This window comes from Afifella sp. YEN Y35 (genome assembly GCF_047553465.1).
GTDB lineage: Bacteria > Pseudomonadota > Alphaproteobacteria > Rhizobiales > Afifellaceae > Afifella > Afifella aestuarii.
Map to the genome: position 1 here is coordinate 1,420,911 of NZ_CP180203.1, position 22,322 is coordinate 1,443,232.

Here is a 22,322-nt window from a genome sequence, read left to right on the forward strand (position 1 = left end):
TTCGGCAATTCTTGCGGGTTCCAGAACGGCCACGAAGACGGAGAACGATGCCGCTCTATGCCGCTCTCGTCCCGATCCTCACGTTGATCGAGCTCGAGCTGGGCTTTTCGCTGCACACTCGGGCCGCCCGGAAACCGGGACAAAAAAAATCCGGGAGATGAGACATCTCCCGGATCGAGGTTGAGGAGGCGTCCGAAGACGCCGCCGTCTTTACTGATTTTGCTGCATCTGCTCCATCTGCTGGCGCATCTGCTGCATCTGCTCCATCTGCTGCTGCATCAGCTGCATCTGCTGCTGCATCAGCTGCTGCTGCGGCGACATCTCGCCAGACGGAGCCTGCTGGGCCGGAGCCTGGGCAGGCTTCTGAGCCTGAGGCTGCTGAGCCGGAGCCTTCGGCTGAGCCGGCTGCTGGGCCTTCGGCTGCTGAGCCTTGGGCTGCTGAGCCGGAGCCTGAGGCTGGGCCGGCTGCTGAGCCTCTGGCTGCGCTGCCGGCCCAGCCTGCGGCTGCTCGGCCGGGGCCTGGTCAGGGGAAACCTGAGCGGAAATCAGCTCAGGATAGTCCTGGACCATCGGCGCACCGCCAAGCGGCTTGGGCTCGCCCTGATGGCAGGTCGCGCAGTTCGCCTTGGGAGCGTCTCCCGTCGGGCCGAGGCGCATCGCCGGATATTCCGGCTGCAGCGGCACGAGGTAGTTCGCATTGAGATCGCGCACCAGGTCCAGGCCGTGGAAGGCCGTGAGCCGCGGCGGGCTGCTCTCATTCCAAGACATGAACGACCGGCTGTCATGGCAGTAGGTGCAGTTCACGCCAAGCGCGTCAGACAGATGGATCATCAGCGCATAGGTGTCTTCCGTATCCTTGATGCTCGCGCCGAGGCCGCTGCCCTTAGCCGGAAGAGCGGTCGTCGGAACGATACGAGGATTGGACGGACCGGTCAGGAACACATCCGACGGGTTGGAGGCCATCGAGGTGAGGCCGGCAACTTCGTTCGCATGGTTCTGCCCGTTCGGGCTGTAGCCCGCATAGACTGCCTTCGTGGGAGCCTCGTCCTTGAACCAGATCTCGGTCGGGACAGGATTGCCGCGGTGGCAGGTGTAGCAGGTCACGCCCGTCTGGGCGACGTGGCTCGTCCAGTCGGAATTGATGTGGCGCGTCATCTCAAGCATGCGACGCGACACGATCTTGGTGTAAGGCCGCTCGGCGGCCAGGTCGTTTTCATCGTGGCAGTAGGCACAGCCCTGTTCCGGCGACACCCACTCCGTGATCACGGTCATGATGCGCAGGAACTGCTCTTCCGAAAGATCACCGAGAACATGGACGTTCTGGTAGACTTCCGAAGCGCGGGGACCTTCAGCCGAAACCGCTGGAAACGGATCGGGAATCTGGTCCGCCGCCTTGCGCAGGTCCTCGACAGACTTGACCTGCTGCATGCCGGTGCCCCGATAACCCAGCTGCGTACCCTGTGCCAGAGGCCAGATATGATCCGGCTGCGGCAGATTAAGGGTGAACAGCAGGAGGCCGCCAACTAGCACGCAGAATGCGACGGCCATTTTCATCGCGAAGGTCATTGCGCCCCTCCTGACATAAGAGCCGGATCCTGGATGGCGTCAAAGACCTGCGGATAGGCGGGAACGAGCCCGTGCTTGATGCCCCACAGGAACCAGTTGTCGACAACCGTACCCGTGAGAAGCATGCCGATACCGCCGGTGATCGGGCAAAGAACCGCAAACCACCAGGCCCAGCGATGGATGGATTCCATGGTGGCATTGAAGCCCATGGTCCAGCGCCAGAAGAGCGCAGCGCGCTCCGCTGCAGTTCCACGATCCACGACCTGTTCAGCTTCCCGGTCGCCACCGAAGCGGCTCACAGCCAGGATCGTCGCACCATGCATGGCGAACAGAAGCGTCGCGCCATAAAGGAAGACGATCGAGAGCATGTGGAACGGGTTGTAGTACAGATTGCCGTAGCGGATCGAGAAAGCCGCAGTCCAGTCGAGGTGCGGGAAGATGCCGAACGGAACAGCCTCAGACCAGCTGCCGAGAAGCAGCGGGCGCAAGAAGCCGATCACAATCATCAGCCAGATCGCCGCCATGAACGCCCAGGCAACGTGCGTGCCCATACCGAGCGCGGTAGCCCGGCGGTACGTGCGCACCCACCACAGAAGAACCGACGTCGTCATAAAGAAGCCGGCCATCTGCCACCAGCCGCCCTGGTCGAGCGGGCAAAGCACGCAGAAACCAAGCTCGGCAGGCGGCGGCTCAAGAGCAAGCCACGGCAGTTGGCGCACGAATTCAATCGGGCTCCAGTTCACCGAGGCCAGCATGTTGAGACCGATGATCTCAAAGGCCAGGAAGCCGAAGATCAACGAAGCGACACCGGTCAGTCCGAGATAGACAGGTCCGATCTGTGCGTCGCCGATCTTGCCTAGCCAATAGGAGACAATCGGCTGTCCTGCCCGACCGGTAGCAGAGCTAGCGACCGGGACACCGGCGTAAACAGGTCCGTGGACCTGCACCCGGTTAAAGATGTTTTGGTACTCAGCCATAATAGTCCCCCTGCCCTAGCTCCAGATCGGGAGGTTGAGCCACCATCCCCACCACTCGGGCCATCCGCGGGTCCAGAACGGACCGCTGATGACGATGCAGACGGCACTCCAGAACGCTGCCGACAGCGCCAGGAACAATCCCAGACGATGCACGCCAAGCGAACCGATGGAGTAGCCCACCACATCACGGAAGAAGGTGTTCTCGTGCTCCGGGCCTTTGACGGCCTCACCAGGCTGCGGGTTGACGGCGGAAAGGATCACGCCTCCGTGCAACGCCATCGCGAGCGTCGTCGCGAAGAAGAAGCTGACGGCGATCATGTGAGCCGGATTGTAGTGGAAGTGCAGGTACTGGTACCCGACGTTCGACACCCAATCGAGGTGGCTCATGATGCCATAAGGAAAACCGTGCCCCCACGCACCCATCAACACGGGCCGGATGACGACCAACGTGAAGTAGGCAAAGACCGCAAAGCTATAGGCGATAGGAATATGATAGCCCATGCCAAGCTTGCGGGAGATTTCGACCTGACGCAGTGCCCAGGAAACAAATGCGCCCAAGGCGCATATGGTAATGAGCTGCCAAAGCCCGCCCTCGCGGAGCGGCGCCAAGCCTAAGCCGTATGAAAGATCTGGCGGAGCAATACTGATCTGCCAGATGTTCCAGGTTGGTCCCAGCGCCGCGCCCCAGAGAATGAGCCCGGTGCCCAACGCTGAGAAGAAGACCGTCGTTACGCCAAAAAAGCCGACGTAAAGCGGCCCCACCCAAAAATCGAAGAGATCCCCTCCGATTAGCGTACCGCCACGAACGCGATACCTCTTTTCAAAGCTGAGCATCGCCATTGCTCAATCCTCCGGTCAACGAGACGAGGAGCGAAGTCGCTCCTGCGTGAAGATGGCAGCGGGCTGGAAATCCCAGCGGACTGGAACCCAGTCCGCTGCCATTCGCAAAACCTTCCGTCTCGTCGATTAGGCGAGCGGCGTGATCAGCTCGACCTGGCTGGTCTGCGCCGGGGCCGTCGGGGCGCCCTGCATCCAGTTGAACCGGTCGGTGCTCAGCAGAATGAAGTGAATGAGCAGAGCCAGAACGAACAGGAACGTGAACAGCGCGACCAGCGTGCGACGCGGATCGAACAGGAGCCAAACTTTCCACATTTCTCTCTCCCCCTATGCGAGAGTTGACAGGAACGCCGAAGCGGTCGTCGGCAGGTCTTGAAGGAACGCGTAGCCTTCCGGCCCCGGGATCCAAGGACGCCACATCCAAGCAAGAATGTGAGCGACGATTGCCACGGCGATGAAGACCATGAAGCTGGTCATGAACACACCGTGAAATTCGCGAGCCTCGCCTTCCGTCAGACCCGACAGCGAGACCGGCCTATCGATTTCAGCCATTGATCTACCCTCGTTAAAATCAGCCTTTCGGCCGTTACCGCGCACCTCCCGCGCGGCAGGGAATGGTCACGACACGAAGGCCGTGACACATCTCCGCCCAGCAATGCCGGACGAATTCCAGCGAATGCGCCTCAGCGCATAAAAGCGAATGGGATCGTCGTGTTGGCCGCGACGCGCGCCTCTTCAATCACCGACCGGCGACCATTCGGTCCCGGCGGGAAGGGACGCCATTGCGGCGGCAGAAGCCGCGCAATGATGCAAACCACCAAGAAGAAGGCGAAGCTCACCATCACGATGAGACGGAAATCGCGCTCTTCTTTGGATCGCAGCAGCGCTACGTTCGATTTTTCGATTGCAGCCATATGCCTCTCCACATCAAACTCTTCGGACAGCGCGCCCCCGCGCCAGTCCGGTTAAGATTTCGTGCTGCGGATGACCCCCCGTCATACGAGCTCATCTTCTTCTAAACCGGTCGCAGCCCTACGAACACATGCTATGGTGACGCGGGGCGTGCCGACGCGCCTGGCTTCGCGCTCAGCCTGATCGCGCAGCTTCTTCGCTGCAGAGATGCGGATCAGAACCGGCTGCGATTCCACCAATGAATCCAATGACTTCTTGGCATCGTCATCCCACGGCAGCTCATCGTGGAGCCGCGAGGGCGTCGCATCGATCTCGTCAAGGTATTTTGCCAGGGGCAAAATATGGAAGAGTGCGTCGAAAAGCGCATTGCACACTTCCTGAACGAGATACGTCGCACCCGAATAGCCCATGAACGGCGTGCCTGTGTGCCGCCGGATGATGGCTCCCGGGAACGAGGCCGGAATGTAGACGCTGCGTGCGCCGATTTCGGCCAGATACATGCGTTCGTTGTAGCTGCCGAACAGAACGAGCGGCGTCTTCTCCTTGACCGATTCGCGCACTGATTCGTTGTCGGGCTTGACGCCCGCACGGCGCGAAAAGGCAAAGGTGCAAGGCAGGCCCATTTCCGATTCGAGGAAGTGGCGCACGCCCCGCGCATAGGTCTCGTTCGCGACGATGGCGAAGCTCGCCGTGCCGAAGAAATCCTGAGTGACGGAGCGCCACAGATCCCAGATCGGCTTGATCGTCGTGTGTTTTTTCGCGCGCGATAAACGGCTCCGGGTCAAGACCCAGAAGCTCGCCCAGGGCGCGCAGGAATTTCGTCGTCGAATGCAGTCCGATCGGCGCCTGCAGATAGGGCTTTTCCAGCGCCTCGCAGAGGAGCCTGCCGAACTCGCGGTACATGCAGATGTTGACGTCCGCGTCGACAAGCCGGCCGACCTCGGAGATATGGCTGCCCATCGGGAAGACCATATTCACTTCGGCACCGATTCCCTCCACCAGTCGCCGGATCTCGGCGAGGTCGGAGGCCATGTTGAACATGCCGTAGATCGGACCAATGATGTTGACGCGCGGCTTGTCGCCTTCCTTGCGGGCGCGTGCCTTCGGCATCTTGCCCTTCTTGGCGCCAAACTGATTCCAGAGCCACGTCATCGCGCGGTCGGCACTCTGCCATTGGTCTTCATCGATCGTACGCGGCAGGAAGCGCTGGAGATTCGTCCCCTCCGGCGTCACACCGCCACCGATCATCTCGGCGATCGAGCCTGTCACCACGACGGCAGGGAGCGCGGGATCGAGCGTTTCATGCGCCCGGCGCATCGCGCCTTCCGTGCCGGTCTGGTTAAGATTTTCTTCAGACAGCCCGGTGACGACGATCGGCAATTCGTGCGGCGGCAGCGCATCGGTGTAATGCAGGACCGAGGTGACCGGCAGATTCTCACACCCGACCGGGCCGTCGATGACGACTTGGAGCCCTTTGATCGCGGTAAAAACGTAGACGGAGCCCCAATAGCCGCCGGCGCGATCGTGATCGAGGACCAGCATCAGACCACCGATTCCGCGACCCGTTTCGGGTCTGCGGCCTTCCGAGCTTTCTCCGCCTTGGCAAGTTCCTTGCGACGGAAATCTGAATGGTCGGCGGGGATCTCTTCCCACAAGCCGGCGGTATCGCCGTGGCCGACGCCCTCAAAGAACTCACGCATCTCGTCGAAGCGCGCCTTGTTGCCGATCGCAGCATTGACGACCTGCGCAAGCGAGCCCGCGCCCGCGACACCGAACAACGGCCGCGCCGAAATGAGGTTGGTGAAATAGAGACCCGGGATCGCCATCTCCTTCGCCTTCTGCACGACCGGTGTCGTGCCGATGGCGAGGTCCGGCCGAAATTCCTCGACCGCGGCGATGTCCTTTTCAAGCGACGCGCGGTATTCGACGTGAACGCCGCGGGCTTCGAGCCAATCGCGGTCGGCAGCCGAATAAGGCGTCTTCGGGCAGGCCGTGCCGACATAGGGCACATCTGCCCCGCTCTCGAGGAGAAGCCGTGCGACGAGAAGCTCAGAGCCTTCGTAGCCCGAAAGCGTCACGCGCCCTTTGATCGGAGCATTCGCCAGTGCTCCCTTGATCATCGGCAGGAAGCGATTCTTCGTCTGATCGACACAGTCGCGGGAAATGCCACACGCCTCGCCGATCGCGTCGAGCCAGGCGGCCGTTCCATCATGGCCGACCGGTGCGGAGCCGACAATCGGCCGCCCGGCTTCCTGAAACTCTCGGATGCTCGCCGTATAGAACGGATGAAGCGCGGCGACCGCGGCACAATCGAGCGCGGCATAGAGTTCGCGCCATTCACGTGTCGGCACGACCGGGCCGGCGGCAAGACCGAGCGGCTCCAACATCATGCCGAGCCCCACCGGATCGGCCGGGAACATTTCGCCCAGGAGCGTAACGGTCGGCTTGTCGCTCGGCCCGCCACGCGGCGCCTGAACAGGACCAAGCTCGGCCTCGGTGCGCGCGTAACGCAGCATGGCACCAGAGAGGACGTCTTTCGCCTCTGCATGGGTCGGCACGCCGAACCCCGGCACATCGATGCCGATGATGCGCACACCGTTGATTTCTTTCGGCAAAAGCCTGAGCGGCACGCCGGAGGCCGTCGGCACGCAGAGATTGGTGACGATGACGGCGTCGTATTTCTCGGGGTCCGCGAGCTTATGGACGGCTTCACGAATGTCTTCGAAGAGCTTGCCGGTGACGAGCGTCTCCGAATCGAAGGGGACGTAGCCGACGGTCCGCCGCGCGCCATAGAAGTGCGAGACGAAGCTCAGGCCATACACGCAGCAGGCAGAACCTGAGAGGACCGTCGCCGTGCGACGCATTCTCAAACCGACGCGCAACGAGCCGAAGGCCGGGCACATCGATTGCGGCTGGTCGTGGGGACCCTTCGGATAATCGGCAGCGTAACGATCCAAAATCTCGCTTTGGCCGGCTTTCTCGGCCGCAGCGCGCATTTCGGCCTGACCGCCGTGGCAACCGAGGCCGTCCCCTTCTGGAGACGGAGCGTTCGAGGGGCTTTTCGTCATGCTTTCACCTGGAGCGGGCATACCGGTCCCGGACGCCGCGGCGAGATCATTCGCCATCGGCGTGGCAGCGGCACCGTCGTAGACGACTTCCGTCGTCTTGCGGTCCCCACCTTTCCGGTCTTCGGTATCTGCCATCGTCTTAGCCCCCCAAGACGGCTGTCACACTGTGTCGTATATCACTTCGAGCGACGGTTTCTCTTGGGCAGCTTTGCCGCACATGTCTTCCATGGTGGCAGGCTCCAAGACCACGTCGCGCCCGACCTCGTCGCTCTTGAAGAGACCGAGAAGATCCTCCTGGCTGAGCGGGTCCGGCCGCATCGGAGGCGCATCGGCGACATTGGTCGCGAGCCCTTCGAAAAGCGGCGCCCATTGCGTGCCGGGGCGTCCGACGATCTGATAGGCAGCGCTCTTGCGCCGGATGTCCTCATCCGCAGGGATGGCGGCAAGAATCGGGATGCCGACCTTTTCGGCAAAGGCGGCCGCCTCCCCGGTCCCGTCATCCTTGTTGATCACCATGCCGGCCACGCCGACATTGCCGCCAAGCTTGCGGAAGTAATCGACCGCATTGCAGACGTTGTTGGCGACGTAGAGCGATTGCAAATCGTTGGAGCCGACGACGATGACCTTCTGGCACATGTCGCGCGCGATCGGCAGACCGAAGCCGCCGCAGACCACGTCGCCCAGGAAATCGAGCAGGACGTAATCGAAGCCCCAATCGTGGAACCCGAGTTTTTCCAGAAGCTCAAAGCCATGGATGATGCCACGACCGCCGCAGCCACGCCCGACTTCTGGACCACCGAGTTCCATCGCGAAGACGCCATCACGCTTGAAGCAGACGTCGCCGATCTTGACCTCTTCGCCGGCGGCCTTCTTGACCGCCGAGGTCTCGATGATCGTCGGGCAGGCGCGCCCACCGAACAGGAGCGAGGTCGTGTCGCTCTTCGGGTCACAGCCAATCAGGAGGATCTTCTTCCCCTGCTGCGCCATCATGTACGAGAGGTTGGCGAGCGTGAAACTCTTGCCGATGCCGCCCTTGCCGTAGATGGCGATGATCTGAGTCTCGCGCGTGACGGGACCCGTCGCAACCGGATCAGGCTCGATCGCCGCCTCGTCCCGCAGATAGTCTTGCATTCCACGGCGGTTGAAGCCTGGCGCGTTGACGTCAAGGGTCATGCAGCTCTCCAATCCAGAATCATCTTGAGACAGGCGGCGTCGCCAAATGCGGTTCGATAGGCGCCGTCGGCGTCCTGTGCCGGGCAACGATGCGTGATCAAACCGTCGAGCGACAGGCGCCCCGTTTCCACCAATTCCTTGACCGCCACCAGATCCGGCTCACGCCATTCGGCCGCGACGCGCAGTCGCGCCTCGCGCAGGAATGCCGGCGGGAAGGTGAAAGACAGCGGCGCGGAGTAGAAACCGGCGAGGACGATCTCGCCTCCGGGCGCAAGACGCGCAATCAGCCGATCCAAGATCGTCGAATCGCCGCTCACGTCATAGATCGCGCGATAATCCTGTCGGACATCCTTGTCCGGATCGATGGTGACATAGCCGAGCGCACCCTCCGCGCGTTCGGCGTTGCGCTCCCAGACAACGGGCGGCTCGGCATCGAGCGCGACGGTCACGCGCGCCAGAAGACGCCCGAGAACTCCGTGGCCGATGATCAGATCCGGCTTTCTCGCCCCGTCGGCCGCGATCGCGTGATATGCGGTCGCGGCCAGGGCAAGCAACGTCCCCCGCTCGCCAAGATCTTCCTTGATGGTGATGGCCCGCGCCGCCGGCACGATCAGCCGCTTGGCGGCGCCACCGAAAAGACTGCGTACGTCCGAAAAGCTACGCGATCCCGGCACGAAGACCCGCTCGCCGATTCTGGCGCGAGCCCCCTCGCCTGCATCACTCACCCGTCCAACGGATTCGTATCCGGGCACCAGCGGATATCCCATGCCCGGGAAGTCCGGCATCCGCCCCGACCAGAGCAGACGCTCCGTTCCCGTCGAGATGCCGCTCCATTCCACATCCACGACCACGTCGTCCGCGCCAGGCGTCACAAGCGCGACTTCCTTGAGAGCAAGATGCTCAGGCTGTTCCAGAACGACGGCGAGAGTGTTCAAACCGGCCTCTCCTAAATGTGTGTTCACGCTTCTGTTTTGGCGCGATTTATGGAGTGTAAGTCTAACTTGACCCATCGATACGTCAAGCTAGATTTACACAGACGCCCTGTCACGGAAGGCGACCAAAGCGCGCGCCAGGACTGGAGTCGGTGTTCCAAGCTGCTGGGAACGCACAAACCCCGCCTCCCGCAACATGGCCTGAAGCTCGCCGACAGAGCGCGGCCGACCGCTGCCCATGGCAAGCAGATAGAAGCCGAAATAAGCCTCCGCAGCGGCATCCCTGCCCGGGACCGGCGCCATCGGTTCGGCGATCAGAAGCATGCCATCGCGCGGCAGCGCAGCGTGCGCGGCGCGCAAAAGCGTCATCACCGACGCATCGTCGTGATCGTGCAGGATGCGTACGAGCGAAATGACATCGGCGCCAAGCGGCAGAGGGTCGCGCAGGAAATCCCCGCCGACGGCGGCCGCGCGCTGGCTCAACCCCGCCTGGGCAAAACGCACCTCGGCTCGGGCGGCGACGCTCGGCAGGTCGAAAAGCATCAGCTGAAGATCGGGAACCCGCTTGGCCACCTCCATGAGGAATGTGCCGTCGCCTCCACCGACATCGAGAAGACGCCGCCGGGTCGCGAGCGCGTTCGTCGCCAGCACCTCCTGAGCGACCATCGCCTGGGAGGCTCCCATCAACGCCGTGTATTCGTCGATCGCCTCCGCCGGCAGCGCGCGCGGATCGTCGGCTTCGGCATAGGCCCAGTATCGGGCAAGCCGCTTCTCCTGCGCCTCCCCCCTCAACAGAGCCACCGGATCGGCGAGATCGGCATAAAGATGCGCGTGGTGCTCGACCATCGCGGCAACGCCCGGATTGTCGACCATCGCAGCACCGAGGGTGCCAAGGCCATAGCGCCCCTCTCCCCGAACGGAGACGAGCCCCAAAGAAGCGGCGGCCCGCAGAAGCCGGCGCGCCTCGCTCTCCTCGAGCTTCAACCGTCTGGCGAGCGTTGCGAGATCCTGGGGTCCCTCGGAGAGAATCTGAAACAGGTCGAGCCGCACGCAGGCGAAAAGGACCTGCGAATAAACGAACCCCGCACAGAGATCGAAAAGCGAACGCGCATTGTGCTGTGCAACCGCGCGCGTCAGGAGATTGCGCGAAGCTCGTTCGCGAAACTCCTTGCTCCCAACCAGACGATCCCGCAGGGCGTAGATCCGGTCGAACACCGATGCACGCAGTTTCGAGGCCTTCATCTTGCGGCCGACCCGGTTGCCCCCGATTCTTCCGCCGGCTCAGGCGGCGACGCGATCGGAGAGCTGTTTCGGTACGAGCCGTGTCGATTCCGACATCACGAGCGCTTTGAGCTCGTCGGACCCCTGACACTCGGGGATCGAGGCGACCGCGCCCTTCACGAGATCACGCAGGCGCTCCATGGCTCCGGCGAGACCGAGCTCGACGACCGCACTCGGGCGTCCCAACGCGATGTCTCGACCGACCGGCTTGCCGTTGTCTTCCTCGGCAGCGACGGCGTCACCAATGTCGTCGGCGACCTGATAGGCCTCCCCGAGGCGATCACCGAGCGCGCGCCATGGCGCCGGATCGGCCCCCGCGGCGAGAGCGCCAGCGGCGGTCGCGGCCACGAAGAGCGACCCCGTCTTCGCCCGCTGATAATCGGAGACAGACACCCGCGGCTCGCTTTCCCACGCCTGACCGGCGATGATGCCGGCCGGCATGCCGACCGAACGGGCGAGCGTCAAAGTGAGACCGGCGAGCCGCTGAGGGGCGCAGGCTCCTGCCCGCGCCAGCGTCTCAAAAGCAAGCACGATGAGAGCGTCGCCAGCAAGAACCGCCAGCGGCTCGCCGAAGGCACGGTGGACCGAAGGACGGCCGCGCCGCAATTCTGCATCATCGAAGCAAGGAAGGTCGTCGTGAACGAGCGACGCGCAATGGAAGAGCTCGATCGCCGCTGCCGCCGCATTGGAAAGATCAGGCTCGTCGTCCCCGCAGGCATGCGCAACGGCAAGACAAAGCCGCGGACGGATACGTGCGCCGCCCGGAAACACAGAATAGCGCATCGCCTGCGCCAATTGTGGCGGGGCCCCTGGTGCTTCGGCATAGGCCACAGCCATGTCGAGCGCCTGCTCGATGCGGACCAAGGCTTCCATAACGCCCCCCTTCGCGCTGTCTGTAAGTCCCTATTGTCACAGGGAGTGTCAATTACGATGGACAGATGCTAGCCTGAAGTCAACAAAGTCCTGTAGGAGTAAATGTCGCGGTGGGCAGCGAGAGGGTGGTGATCGTCGGGGCCGGGATCGGGGGCCTTGTGGCGGCTCTCATCCTCTCTGCCAAAGGCTGCGCCGTGACGGTCGTGGATAAAGAAAACGCGCCTGGCGGCAAGATGCGAGAAGTCGCAGCCGGAGGCCGCCGGATCGACGCAGGTCCGACCGTGTTCACGATGCGAGGTCTCTTCGAGGAGATCGTCGCGGATGCCGGTGTCGATCTCGGCGATGCGCTTTCGCTCAAACCCTTGTCGATCCTCGCCCGTCACGCCTGGAGCGCGGAGGAGCGTCTCGACCTCTTCGCCGACATCGACGAAAGCGCCGAAGCAATCTCAGCTTTTGCCGGCCCCGAAGAAGGGCGCGGCTATCGCCGTTTTTGCGAGCGGGCCAAACGCATCTTCGAAACTCTCGACGAACCGTTCATCCGCACGCCACGGCCGAGCGTCGAAAGTCTCGTACGCGGCGTCGGTCTCTTCGGTCTGCCGGGGCTCATGCAGATCAGCCCGTTCACGACGATGTGGCGGGCACTCGGTGACTACTTCAAAGATCCGCGCCTCAAGCAGCTCTTCGGCCGTTACGCCACCTATTGCGGCTCCTCGCCGTTTTCGTCACCCGCCACCTTGATGCTCATCGCCCATGTCGAACAGGAAGGCGTGTGGCTGGTCGATGGCGGCATGCACGAAGTGGCCGAGACCTTCGCCCGCCTCGCAAAGGCCAGGGGCGCGCAGTTCCTCTATGGGGAGACGGTCACGGAAATCCTTTCCGCCGGAGGACGAGCGACAGGGGTCGCTCTTGCGTCGGGCGAACGCCTGGAAGCCGATGCCGTCATCTTCAACGGTGATGTCGCAGCTCTTGCGGCAGGGCTCGCCGGTGAGGCCTCTCGCCGCGCCATCAGCGTCCCTGCCTCGGCCGAGCGCTCCCTCTCCGCCATCACCTGGGCGATGACAGCGGAGGCAGCGGGCTTCCCCCTCATTCGCCACAACGTATTCTTTTCAAACGATTACGAGGGCGAGTTCGACCGTATTTTCAAAGCCGGGCGGCCACCGGACGTTCCAACGGTCTATCTCTGCGCTCAAGATCGCGACGACAACGCGGCCTCTGTCGCGACTGGACCTGAGCGCCTGTTTTGCCTCATCAACGCACCAGCGCGCGGCGACAGCGCGCCCCTCACTGACAGCGAGATCGCGGCATGCGAGACACAGACGTTCCAACTCATGGAAAAATGCGGCCTCACGATCAAACACAGCGCAGAGGCGACGGTGATCACGGCGCCACAGGGATTCAATCGGCTTTTCCCCGCGACGGGGGGAGCCCTCTACGGCCAGGCGTCACACGGGTGGAAGGCGTCGTTCGAGAGGCCGGGGGCACGAACCAAGCTGAAGGGGCTCTATCTGGCCGGGGGCAGCGTGCATCCGGGAGCGGGCGTTCCGATGGCGGCGCTGTCGGGCAAGATCGCCGCCACGAGCCTGATGGACGATTGTGCTTCGACACGACGGTCCCGCCCCGCGGCTATCGCTGGTGGTACGTCGATGCGCTGAGCGAGGATGGTCGCCAGGGGCTGACCATCATCGCCTTCATCGGCTCCGTCTTCTCACCTTATTACGCCTGGGCGCGGGACCGCGGCGAGACGGATCCCAGAGATCATTGCGGATTGAACGTCGCCTTGTACGGCGACGGCGGCAAGCGCTGGTCGCTCACCGAACGCGGCCGCGGACGCCTGCAGCAGGGTCCTGATGCACTCGTCATCGGACCGAGCGCGCTGTCCTGGGACGGGCGAACGCTCACCATTCGCATCGACGAGACCACTGTGCCGATCCCCACAAGCCTAAAGGGTACGGTGAGAATCACCCCACATGCGGTGACCCCGGGCCCCTATCAGCTCGACGAGGCGGGCAAGCACTTCTGGTGGCCCATCGGACCTTGCGGCCATGCGGAGGTGGCGATGGAAAAGCCGTCGCGCGTCTGGCAGGGCGAGGCCTATCTCGATTCCAACTGGGGCAGCGAACCGCTGGAAGACGGTTTTCGCCAGTGGGACTGGTCGCGCTCCGCGCATCCGGAAGGCGCTGCGATCCTCTACGACATGCAGCGGCGGCAGGGAGGCAACAAGACGCTGGCGCTGCTCTTTGACCGTGAAGGCAATGCCCGGGATTTCGACGTTCCTGCCCCGGCTCCGCTGCCTTCGACGCTTTGGCGCGTTGCGCGCAGCACGCACTGCGAAGTCGGCAGCGAGGCGCGCGTGCTCGACACGTTCGAAGACACGCCGTTCTACACGCGCTCTCTCGTGGCGACGCATCTGGCAGGCGCCCCGGTCAAAGCCGTGCACGAAAGTCTCTCGCTCGACCGCTTCAAAACCCGATGGGTGAAGATGCTGCTGCCCTTCCGCATGCCGCGGCTGCGCTGAGCGTCAACGCAGAAAAGGCGCCGGCGACGAGCTTGTCGCCGGCACTGCCGATGCGCCTCAACGCGGTCGGCGGCTCTTCATTTTGTAGACGACGAAGACGATCGCCAGCGCGATCAGGCCGCCGAGCGTCATCAACGTCAGCGACGGCAACAATGCCATTTCACCCATTTTCCTCTCCCTGCTCTTCGTGAAGGTTTCACCAAAGGCCTGTCGCGCGCGGGAAACAGCGGCTGATATCGCTCAGCGCGGCGGTCTCCGGTCGAGTGCCTGCTTGCTCTCTTCCTCAAGCTTCGCTTGCCTGTCCGCGCGACGCACGGAGACAATCTGCCAAAGGCCGAAAACGAGGACGCCACCGAAGAAAAAGATGAGTTCGATCAAGACGATCGTCGTTGCGTCCATGCTCTCCCCCCGAGGCAAAGATCGACAGCCGCAGCTGCCCTAGAGGTGAATCCGGCCTGCCGCTTCCCTTTCGTTGAGCTGAGCGAAGAGGTCGATTACCCATTCGGCCTGCTCGCCGAAGCCACGCCGCCGTACCGGCATCTCCCGGAATGGATAGGCTGACGAGGCAGCGGCTGCTTCCACCAGGAAGCGTGTCTCCGGAAGCGGCGCGAACACCAGATGCTCCTGTGCCGATCGGCCGGCCGCACAGCACGCGAGCAGAAAGGCCTTTCGGGAGGCAGGAACGACGGTGCGGCTCGACACCGAATCGAGTCCCCTGCGCTCGAGCTCACGTCCGATCTCGGCATAAAGATAACACGCAGCCCTGATGGCGGGCCGGCATCGCCACGGCAACCGTGCGATGCCGCTCGCAGCACGCAGATAAAGCACATCGGCATAGTCGAGGAGCCGTTGAATGACGCTGCCAAGCTCGGGAGAGAAGCCTGGATTTTCCAGCCAGAGATCGGGATCGATGCCGGCCTCGTGCATCCACTCGAGCGGCAGATAGATGCGGCCTGCGCGCGCATCCTCGCCGACATCGCGGGCGATATTGGTGAGCTGCATTGCGACCCCGAGATCGCAGGCGCGCGCCAGGACCGGATAATCGCACTCGCCCATCAACACCGTCATCATGGCGCCGACCGTGCCGGCGACACGTGCCGCATAAGCGTTGAGCTCGCCGATCGTCTCGTAACGGCGCCCCTCGACGTCCCAAGCAAAACCGTCGAGCAACGCTTCCGGCAGGGCGCGCGGCAGGCCATAGCAAAGGACCATCTCGGCAAAGGCACGGTCCGCCGGAACGGCCGCGGGGCGGCCCGCATAGACCGCATCGAGCCTGGCACGCAGACGGTCGAGCGCCTCCGCCTTGCCGTTCGACAGATCCACGGCGTCGTCGGAAAGGCGGCAGAAGCCATAAAGCGCATAAGCGGGTGCGCGCACCGCCGGAGGCAGAAGAAGCGATGCCGCAAAGAACGTGCGCGAGCCCGTGCGAATGAGCTCGCGACAGGCGGCGTGATCGGCGGGTGTGGCCAGGCGTTGCTCAGGCCAGTGCGGCAGCATCAGGGACGACCTCATCGAGAATTCGGGCGGAAGAGAGAACACCCGGCAGTCCGGCTCCCGGATGCGTACCTGCACCCACGAGATAGAGCCGGTCCACCTCTTCGCTCTTGTTGTGAGGACGGAACCAGGCGCTTTGCGTGAAAACGGGTTCCAGCCCGAAGGCAGCGCCATTGAGCGACAGGAGCCGATTGCGGAAGTCCAAAGGCGTCGTCATGCGCGAACTGACGACATGCGATTTGAGGTCCGGCAGGACGGTCTTGCTCAGATGCTCTTCGATCGTCTGGCGATAAGCCTCCGCTTCCGTACGCCAGTCCGTGTTGCCGCCGAGATGCGGGACCGGAGAGAGCACGTAAAACGTGTCGCATCCAGCCGGCGCCAGCGAAGGATCCGTCGCCGTCGGCCGGTGCAGGTAGAGACTGAAATCTGGCGCAAGACGCTTCTTGTCAAAGATGTCGCTCAGCAATTCCCGGTAGCGCGGGCCGAGGAGGATCGTGTGATGCGCGACGTCTGGATAGGTGCGATCGGTGCCGAAATACCAGACGAAGAGGCTCATCGAATAGCGCGCACGATCGATCTTTTCGTTGGTCCAGCGACGCCGCTTCACGCTGCGCAAGAGCTTGCGATACGTGAAGGCCGAATCCGCATTGGAGACGACGACATCGGCGGCGATCATCTCTCCCGAGGCGAGACGCACACCACAGGCGCGCCCATTCTCGACCAGGATCTCGTCGACCTCGGCATTGAGGCGGATTTCGTTGCCCTGATGCTGAACCAGGCCTGCCATCCCTTCGATCAGCGCGCCCGTTCCGCCCATGGCGAAATGCACCCCCCAATGCCGCTGCAGGAAGGTGATCATGGCGTAGATCGACGTGGTCCGGAAGGGATTGGCGCCGATGAAGAGCGGATGGAAGGACAGCGCGATGCGCAGGCGCTCATCTTTCACATAGCGCGAGACGCAGGAATAAACGCTGCGGAAACTCTGGAGCCGCACGAAGTCCGGCAGCACCTTTGCCATATCGAGCAAGGAGCCGAAGGGCACATGCGCAAGCTGCTCGAACCCGACGCGGAAGATCGCCTCGCTCTCGGCCATGAAACGGTCGTAGCCTTCCACGTCCCCCGGAGAGATGCGCGCCACTTCCTTGCGCATGACATCGGGATCGGAAAACTCTTCGAACGTCGTGCCGTCGGCAAAAATCAGCCGATAGAACGGGCTCAATGACTTCAGCGTGATATCGTCGGCAAACTCGCGGCCCGCCAGGCGCCAGAGTTCCTCGAAGAGAAACGGCGCCGTGACGATCGTCGGCCCGGCGTCAAAGGTGAAGCCGTCCTGGCGAAAGACGTAGGCACGACCGCCCGGCTGATCGAGCTTCTCGAGAACCGTTACCCGGTATCCTCGAGCACCGAGACGGATGGCTGCAGCAAGACCACCGAAGCCGCTGCCGATGACGATCGCATGCGGGCGACGCTCCGCCATCTCAGCGACCGGAATTGAAGCTGAAGCACGTGTCAACATAAACTGACATGTACACCTGACAGGCCGTCTCGCGCAACGCGCCGCAAGGCGCTACGGCCGCGACAATTCCGGCCTATCGCGTCGCCTCAGGCGGTGAAAACCCGCGTTTCTTCCTGGACCAGACGGAAGATGAGATCGGCCACCTGCCGCGGCGCTTCCTCATGCGCGAGATGACCGAGACCACGGAGATACTCGACCCGGGCGGAGGGCAGGATGTCTTTGACACGAAACGCGGTGGAGGGATCGATGGAGCCATCCTCACCACCGGTGACGAGAACGAGCCGCGTCTTGAGCTTCGGCAGATCCCGCTCCAGCGGCCCGAGCTCCCAATTCGCCATCATATTGATCGCCGCCCAGACGTGACCGGTGTTGCGGGCGAGCATCTCGTACCAGTCGATGTCCTGCTGGCTCAGTTTCGAGCCCGTCCCGTCGATCAACCGTTTGACGGCGTTTTCGTCCCGATCGGCACTCCAGGCAAAAAAGCGCGCAGACAAAGACGTGCGCGCCAGGATCTTCGCCACGGGAGAGAAGAACTGCCCCGCCATCCCCGAGAGAGGGAGAATGGCTCCATTGAGGCTGATCACGAGATCGGAATCCAAATGCCCATCGAGATCCATACGCATCAGGATGGCCGCTCCCGCCGAATGCCCGGCGACGATGGTCGGACGGACGGCAAGAGCATCGAGGAGGCCAGCGATCGCATCGGCCATTCCCGGCATCGACAGCCGATGAGCCGCCGGCGTTGAGGTAAATCCGTGTCCCGGCAGATCCATGGCCGTCACGGAAAATCGTTCAGCCAAAAGCGGAAGGATCGATCCCCAGGAATGGGTCGTCGCACCGGTACCGTGAAGGAGCACGAGCGACGGTCCCTCCCCCATCTGCTGCACATGCCAGCGCAGTCCTGCCGCCTCGACAAAGCGGCTCGCGGCACGGTTCGGCCAATTGCGGCCTTCCTTTTCCCAGTCGAGCTTCCTGGTCATCCGACGAATCGCCCTCGGCTCACTCCACCACCCGCACTTTTTCCTCGCCGCGCGTCCTGCGGACTATGCCGCCGCCGGCACATTCGAGGATACGGCGCGCACCGCCTGCGAGAGGCCCTCGGCATCCGCATAGGGCAAAGGCAGATAGATCGCAGCCATTTCCCCGGCAAGCTTCTCCGCCTTCGCTTGCGGTCGTGGCGACGTATCCACGAGGACGGCGCGAAATCCAGCCAGACGAAAGGCCTTGGCAGAGGCCAGCGCATCCTCCTCGGCTTGCGCGCGACCCGGCTCGCCATCACGCGCGATATTGGCGCGTCCATCGGTCAAGAACACGATGCTCGGCGTCTGGCCCTTGCGCTTGACGCTATCAGCGAGTGCCGCGGCCGCATCGATCGCCGTCGCGAGCGGCGTGCCGCCTCCGCCCGCCAGCCCCGCGAGGCTGCGTTTGGCGCGCGTCAAAGACCGCGTCGGCGGCAGAAGAAGTTCGGCATCGCGTCCGCGAAAGGCGATCAGCGCCACCTGATCGCGGCGCACATAGCAATCGGCCAGGAGGAGCTCGACGGCGCCCTTGGCCTCGGCGAGGCGGTGCAAGGCCGCCGAGCCCGACGCATCAACGACGAAAATGGTGGCCGTCTCCGACCGCTCCTTGTGACGCGAGATGCGGAAATCGTCGCGCCGCACCTCGACGCGCGCCGGACGTTTGCCGGGCTCGATCACCTCTCCGCGCGCCGTCCTGCGGATCGGCTGCCAGGGCGCGGCCGCGCGCAACGTCTCCACGACGTTGAGACGCATCCCGTCACGCAAATCGCCCTGCCGTGTGCCGATCGGCCGGCCGCGCGTCTTCGATTGTTTTTGCGCGCCCGCCTTACCGCCGGCAGAGGTGCCGCGGCTGTGCCGGTCGAGCCCCATCTTCAACATGGCCAGGAGGCCCGGCGGAATGGCCGCCTGCGCGGCTTCCAGGATCACGTCGTCGAGCGGCTTGTCCTTGGCCTCCGATTCGTCCTTCTGCTCGGCTTCTTCCGGAGGTTCCTGCGGCTCGGGCGGTTGTTCCTCGGTGGATTCGTCCTCCGGATCCTCGATTTGCGGGATCATCGTGGCGCGTGGCGCCAGAACGAGACGAGCGGCCGTCTGCAGATCCACCTCGCTGACGGAATCCTCCCCGCACAAGGCTGCGTGCGCCTTTGCGGCCCGTGCGGCCAGCAGCGGTGCGCGCAGAGAACCGATGCCAAGTGCCATCGCCGTCGTGCAAAGCGCCTGCAGCGCGTCGTCTGAAAGCGAGACGGCGCTGTAACGCGCAGCGGCGGCGGTCACTTCCTCTGCCGTCACGACCGAAGGCTCCAGGTCCCGCAGGGTGGCGCCGGAAAGATCGATATGGAAAGCAAGACGGTCCATGAGCGCGGCGGGCGGCCGCTCCTCCTGCGACAAGCCCTCGTCGAGGGCGACGACGCCGAAACGGCTCGGCGTCCGCAAAGCAAGGCCGTCACGTTCGAGAACGACTTCACCGGCATCGAGGGCCGCAACGAGATGGGCCGCCTTGTTGGGCTCCATACGTTCCGCCATGGCGAGAACAACGACGCCGCCATCGGCTGCAGCCAGGATGCCGCGTTCGGCCACCGGACGCCCGGCGCGCAAGGTCGCCGTCAAATCCAGTCCGCCCAGAATACGGCTCTCGCTGGCATGCAGCGGCACCCGGCGCATGGGGGCCTCATCGGGCAGAAGCGCGCGCAAGGTTTCGAGCCAGGCATCGCGGCCCGGCCCTGCGAGAGAGCGTATCGCAGCACCGCCGAGCTGCGCCGGGGCAACGGCGAACAGTGCCGCCGCAAGAAGCGCGTCGCCCCAAATCGGATCTTCTGCTGAGCGCTCGCTCATCACCTTCGTACCTTTAAGCGCCGAAAATCTCCTCAAGGGCGCGGTCGACGCGCACGGAGGAACCGGAATCGTCGAGGGGGTTACGCCGCAGGCGGTGCCGGAGTGCCGGTGGTGCCACCTGACGCAAATGCTTGTCGCCGACCTCCGCATCGCCATCGAAAGCGGCAAGAGCGCGCGCGGCCCGCATCAGCGTCAGCTCGCCCCGCAGACCGTCGGTGCCGAGCGCCATGCACAATTCGGCCGCGCGCTCCAAAGCCTTGTCGGGAACCGAGACATCGCCAAGGCGCTTGTGCGCGGCAGTCAGACGTGAACGCAGCTTGCCGTCTCGGCGCTTCCAGTGCTCGACGAACGCAGCGGGGTCATGTTCATACGTGTCGCGACGGCGGATCACCTCGATACGGGTCGGGAGATCCGTCGGTGTCTTCACTTCGACGGACAGACCGAAACGGTCGAGAAGCTGCGGGCGCAGCTCGCCTTCTTCCGGATTGCCGCTGCCCACGAGCACGAAGCGGGCAGGATGGCGAACGCTCAAACCTTCGCGCTCGACGACGTTCTCGCCAGAAGCCGCCACATCGAGGAGAAGATCGACGAGGTGGTCCTCGAGAAGGTTCACTTCGTCGATATACAGAAAGCCTCGATGGGCGCGGGCCAGAAGACCGGGCTCGAACGCCTTTTCACCCTTTGTGAGCGCGAGTTCGAGATCGAGCGCCCCGACCACGCGGTCTTCGGTCGCTCCGAGCGGCAGATCGATCACCGGCACCGGGACCTGGCGCGTCTTCAGGTCGCCTTCCGCCGCTTTTTCCTTACAGCTGTCGCAAAAAGCCCCTGGATTGGCGGGATCGCAGCCATAGGGGCAGCCCACGACCACCCGCATCTTCGGCAGCAAAGCCGCCAGCGCGCGCACCGCCGTCGACTTGCCGGTGCCACGATCACCGAAGACGAGGACACCGCCGATGGAAGGGTCGATCGCCGCCAGAAGCAGCGCTGTCTTCATTTCGTCCTGGCCGACGATGGCGGAGAAGGGAAACGGCATTGCCATGTGTGTTCAACCTTGCGGCTTGGGCCGATACGCGCCCGAAATATCAGCTTCGCAGCTCAACATCCGACAGGCTTACGCCGGGCCGGACAACGACGGGCTGACGCCACAGCGCTCGCCCAGGTTCATGAAAGGATTGAGACTTTTTCGAAAAAGAGACGCCAGATGAAACACCATCCTCACAAGCCAGGAATGCAAAATCAAGCTTTCCGCCAGCAAGGCTCAGGCATCGGCCAGAGCCTCTCGAAGAAGTCTCTGAGGCAGTTTGAAGTGAACTTTTTCTTCGATTCCGTCCAGGGTTTCTACATGAAGTGTGCGGAAAGTTCGCAGCCAGTTCAGCACCGCTTGTACGCTCGCTTCCGGCGCCGAAGCGCCGGCCGTGACGCCGAGGCGATCGACATTGCGAAGCCATGCCGGATCAAGCTCTTGCGGGGCCTCGATCAGATAGCTCGGGATACCCGACGCCTCTCCGAGTTCGCGCAACCGGCTTGAATTGGAGCTGTTGGCGGAGCCCACCACGACCAGCTTTTCGACGCTTGCGGCAAGCTCCAGCACTGCGGTCTGCCGATTCTGCGTCGCATAACAGATGTTGCGCGTCTCCGGCCCGACGATCGAAGGAAAGCGTGCCTTCAAAGCGGCGATGACGTTGCGCGTGTCGAGCAGGCTCAAGGTCGTCTGAGTGATGTAGGCGACGCGCCCGGGGTCCGCGACATCGATTTCAGCCACCGCATCGGGCGTCGACAGGATATGGAGACGACCGTCAATCTGGCCGCGTGTGCCTTCCACCTCGGCGTGACCGGCGTGACCGATGAGCACCACGTCGTAGCCTTGCTCGGCGTAGCGGCGACCTTCCCTCTGCACCCGCTGCACGAGCGGACATGTCGCATCGACGACGTCCAGCTTCTTGGCCGCGGCACGATCGGCAACCGCGCGGGACACACCATGGGCGCTGAAGACGGTGATGGAGCCGTCCGGAATCTCGTCCGTCTCCTCCACGAAGACGGCGCCGCGCTCTTTGAGCGTGTCGACGACGTGCTGATTGTGAACGATCTGGTGGCGCACATAGACGGGCGGGCCATAAAGCGAGAGCGCGCGCTCCACGATCGTGATCGCACGTTCGACGCCCGCGCAGAAACCGCGTGGCTGGGCTAGGATCACCCTCAAAGACCGTCCTGTCGCCATAAGCCTCTTTATAGGCAATCTACGAGGACGGCGTAATGTGTCACGTCGGTTTGACACTGTGACGGATTGCCATCGCCCGGGCAGGGTCTGCGCCCAGCGATTAACTCCCCT

20 protein-coding genes and 1 pseudogene are annotated in these 22,322 nt (G+C 63.4%); 2 read left to right on the forward strand and 19 right to left on the reverse strand.

The window, feature by feature from the left end; translation table 11 throughout:
• Positions 1 to 210: 210 nt before the first annotated feature.
• The 12 genes and pseudogenes from pufC to ACK8CP_RS06840 form a co-directional block, all read right to left on the reverse strand.
• Positions 211 to 1,566 carry a photosynthetic reaction center cytochrome PufC gene (gene pufC, locus ACK8CP_RS06785; RefSeq protein ID WP_414833754.1) on the reverse strand — a complete coding sequence of 452 codons (1,356 nt, stop codon included), beginning with the start codon at positions 1,564 to 1,566 and terminating at the stop codon, positions 211 to 213.
• Positions 1,563 to 2,543, reverse strand: a complete 981-nt coding sequence (gene pufM, locus ACK8CP_RS06790) for a photosynthetic reaction center subunit M (protein WP_234627792.1) — start codon at positions 2,541 to 2,543, stop codon at positions 1,563 to 1,565. Before pufM ends, pufC begins: the two co-directional genes overlap by 4 nt.
• Before the next feature lie 15 nt (positions 2,544 to 2,558).
• Positions 2,559 to 3,383 carry a photosynthetic reaction center subunit L gene (gene pufL, locus ACK8CP_RS06795; RefSeq protein WP_234627791.1) on the reverse strand — a complete coding sequence of 275 codons (825 nt, stop codon included), beginning with the start codon at positions 3,381 to 3,383 and terminating at the stop codon, positions 2,559 to 2,561.
• Between the two features lie 126 nt (positions 3,384 to 3,509).
• Entirely contained in the window at positions 3,510 to 3,695 is a 186-nt protein-coding gene (gene pufA, locus ACK8CP_RS06800; protein WP_092814991.1) for a light-harvesting antenna LH1, alpha subunit, read from the reverse strand.
• A 12-nt stretch (positions 3,696 to 3,707) separates the two neighbouring features.
• Entirely contained in the window at positions 3,708 to 3,932 is a 225-nt protein-coding gene (gene pufB / locus ACK8CP_RS06805) for a light-harvesting antenna LH1, beta subunit (RefSeq protein ID WP_234627790.1), read from the reverse strand.
• A 131-nt stretch (positions 3,933 to 4,063) separates the two neighbouring features.
• Entirely contained in the window at positions 4,064 to 4,294 is a 231-nt protein-coding gene (locus ACK8CP_RS06810) for a hypothetical protein (RefSeq protein WP_092814997.1), read from the reverse strand.
• A gap of 81 nt (positions 4,295 to 4,375) precedes the next feature.
• Positions 4,376 to 5,834, reverse strand: a pseudogene (gene bchZ, locus ACK8CP_RS06815) (chlorophyllide a reductase subunit Z).
• Entirely contained in the window at positions 5,834 to 7,381 is a 1,548-nt protein-coding gene (gene bchY, locus ACK8CP_RS06820; RefSeq protein WP_414834202.1) for a chlorophyllide a reductase subunit Y, read from the reverse strand. The pseudogene bchZ and the gene bchY overlap by 1 nt, the downstream one beginning before the upstream one ends.
• 138 nt (positions 7,382 to 7,519) lie before the next feature.
• Positions 7,520 to 8,533, reverse strand: coding sequence for a chlorophyllide a reductase iron protein subunit X (locus ACK8CP_RS06825; RefSeq protein ID WP_234627788.1), 1,014 nt, complete (start codon positions 8,531 to 8,533; stop codon positions 7,520 to 7,522).
• The gene (gene bchC / locus ACK8CP_RS06830) at positions 8,530 to 9,468 is read right to left on the reverse strand and encodes a chlorophyll synthesis pathway protein BchC (RefSeq protein WP_234627787.1); all 939 of its coding nucleotides are present in this window, start codon (positions 9,466 to 9,468) and stop codon (positions 8,530 to 8,532) included. Before bchC ends, ACK8CP_RS06825 begins: the two co-directional genes overlap by 4 nt.
• Before the next feature lie 93 nt (positions 9,469 to 9,561).
• Positions 9,562 to 10,707, reverse strand: coding sequence for a methyltransferase (locus ACK8CP_RS06835; protein WP_414833755.1), 1,146 nt, complete (start codon positions 10,705 to 10,707; stop codon positions 9,562 to 9,564).
• A gap of 39 nt (positions 10,708 to 10,746) precedes the next feature.
• Positions 10,747 to 11,619, reverse strand: a complete 873-nt coding sequence (locus ACK8CP_RS06840) for a polyprenyl synthetase family protein (RefSeq protein WP_414833756.1) — start codon at positions 11,617 to 11,619, stop codon at positions 10,747 to 10,749.
• A gap of 110 nt (positions 11,620 to 11,729) precedes the next feature.
• On the opposite strand from ACK8CP_RS06840, the gene crtD reads away from it, so the two are divergent.
• Positions 11,730 to 13,271 carry a 1-hydroxycarotenoid 3,4-desaturase CrtD gene (crtD, locus tag ACK8CP_RS06845; protein ID WP_414833757.1) on the forward strand — a complete coding sequence of 514 codons (1,542 nt, stop codon included), beginning with the start codon at positions 11,730 to 11,732 and terminating at the stop codon, positions 13,269 to 13,271.
• Positions 13,211 to 14,134: a carotenoid 1,2-hydratase gene (locus ACK8CP_RS06850; protein ID WP_414833758.1), complete on the forward strand. Its 924-nt coding sequence runs from the start codon at positions 13,211 to 13,213 to the stop codon at positions 14,132 to 14,134. Before crtD ends, ACK8CP_RS06850 begins: the two co-directional genes overlap by 61 nt.
• 240 nt (positions 14,135 to 14,374) lie before the next feature.
• Here ACK8CP_RS06850 and ACK8CP_RS06855 read toward each other — a convergent pair whose 3' ends face one another.
• From ACK8CP_RS06855 to ispH, 7 genes are all read right to left on the reverse strand, one after another.
• The gene (locus ACK8CP_RS06855; RefSeq protein ID WP_234627782.1) at positions 14,375 to 14,533 is read right to left on the reverse strand and encodes a hypothetical protein; all 159 of its coding nucleotides are present in this window, start codon (positions 14,531 to 14,533) and stop codon (positions 14,375 to 14,377) included.
• Between the two features lie 39 nt (positions 14,534 to 14,572).
• Positions 14,573 to 15,646 carry a phytoene/squalene synthase family protein gene (locus ACK8CP_RS06860; RefSeq protein WP_414833759.1) on the reverse strand — a complete coding sequence of 358 codons (1,074 nt, stop codon included), beginning with the start codon at positions 15,644 to 15,646 and terminating at the stop codon, positions 14,573 to 14,575.
• Entirely contained in the window at positions 15,612 to 17,105 is a 1,494-nt protein-coding gene (locus ACK8CP_RS06865; RefSeq protein ID WP_414833760.1) for a phytoene desaturase, read from the reverse strand. Before ACK8CP_RS06865 ends, ACK8CP_RS06860 begins: the two co-directional genes overlap by 35 nt.
• A gap of 125 nt (positions 17,106 to 17,230) precedes the next feature.
• Positions 17,231 to 18,124, reverse strand: a complete 894-nt coding sequence (bchO, locus tag ACK8CP_RS06870) for an alpha/beta fold hydrolase BchO (RefSeq protein WP_414833761.1) — start codon at positions 18,122 to 18,124, stop codon at positions 17,231 to 17,233.
• A gap of 63 nt (positions 18,125 to 18,187) precedes the next feature.
• Entirely contained in the window at positions 18,188 to 19,993 is a 1,806-nt protein-coding gene (locus ACK8CP_RS06875) for a magnesium chelatase subunit D (RefSeq protein ID WP_414833762.1), read from the reverse strand.
• Positions 19,994 to 20,006: 13 nt separating this feature from the next.
• Positions 20,007 to 21,032 (reverse strand): magnesium chelatase ATPase subunit I, encoded by a 1,026-nt coding sequence (bchI, locus tag ACK8CP_RS06880; RefSeq protein WP_234627777.1) that lies wholly within the window; start codon positions 21,030 to 21,032, stop codon positions 20,007 to 20,009.
• A 219-nt stretch (positions 21,033 to 21,251) separates the two neighbouring features.
• Entirely contained in the window at positions 21,252 to 22,211 is a 960-nt protein-coding gene (gene ispH / locus ACK8CP_RS06885; protein ID WP_414833763.1) for a 4-hydroxy-3-methylbut-2-enyl diphosphate reductase, read from the reverse strand.
• Positions 22,212 to 22,322: the final 111 nt, after the last annotated feature.

Coding starts and splice junctions, on each gene's coding strand:
- pufC (WP_414833754.1), bottom strand. CDS start 1,566: ATGACCTTCGCGATGAAAATGGCCGTCGCATTCTGCGTGCTAGTTGGC.
- pufM (WP_234627792.1), bottom strand. CDS start 2,543: ATGGCTGAGTACCAAAACATCTTTAACCGGGTGCAGGTCCACGGACCT.
- pufL (WP_234627791.1), bottom strand. CDS start 3,383: ATGGCGATGCTCAGCTTTGAAAAGAGGTATCGCGTTCGTGGCGGTACG.
- pufA (WP_092814991.1), bottom strand. CDS start 3,695: ATGTGGAAAGTTTGGCTCCTGTTCGATCCGCGTCGCACGCTGGTCGCG.
- pufB (WP_234627790.1), bottom strand. CDS start 3,932: ATGGCTGAAATCGATAGGCCGGTCTCGCTGTCGGGTCTGACGGAAGGC.
- ACK8CP_RS06810 (WP_092814997.1), bottom strand. CDS start 4,294: ATGGCTGCAATCGAAAAATCGAACGTAGCGCTGCTGCGATCCAAAGAA.
- bchY (WP_414834202.1), bottom strand. CDS start 7,381: ATGCCCGCTCCAGGTGAAAGCATGACGAAAAGCCCCTCGAACGCTCCG.
- ACK8CP_RS06825 (WP_234627788.1), bottom strand. CDS start 8,533: ATGACCCTTGACGTCAACGCGCCAGGCTTCAACCGCCGTGGAATGCAA.
- ACK8CP_RS06835 (WP_414833755.1), bottom strand. CDS start 10,707: ATGAAGGCCTCGAAACTGCGTGCATCGGTGTTCGACCGGATCTACGCC.
- ACK8CP_RS06840 (WP_414833756.1), bottom strand. CDS start 11,619: ATGGAAGCCTTGGTCCGCATCGAGCAGGCGCTCGACATGGCTGTGGCC.
- ACK8CP_RS06855 (WP_234627782.1), bottom strand. CDS start 14,533: ATGGACGCAACGACGATCGTCTTGATCGAACTCATCTTTTTCTTCGGT.
- ACK8CP_RS06860 (WP_414833759.1), bottom strand. CDS start 15,646: ATGAGGTCGTCCCTGATGCTGCCGCACTGGCCTGAGCAACGCCTGGCC.
- ACK8CP_RS06865 (WP_414833760.1), bottom strand. CDS start 17,105: ATGGCGGAGCGTCGCCCGCATGCGATCGTCATCGGCAGCGGCTTCGGT.
- bchO (WP_414833761.1), bottom strand. CDS start 18,124: ATGACCAGGAAGCTCGACTGGGAAAAGGAAGGCCGCAATTGGCCGAAC.
- ACK8CP_RS06875 (WP_414833762.1), bottom strand. CDS start 19,993: ATGAGCGAGCGCTCAGCAGAAGATCCGATTTGGGGCGACGCGCTTCTT.
- bchI (WP_234627777.1), bottom strand. CDS start 21,032: ATGGCAATGCCGTTTCCCTTCTCCGCCATCGTCGGCCAGGACGAAATG.
- ispH (WP_414833763.1), bottom strand. CDS start 22,211: ATGGCGACAGGACGGTCTTTGAGGGTGATCCTAGCCCAGCCACGCGGT.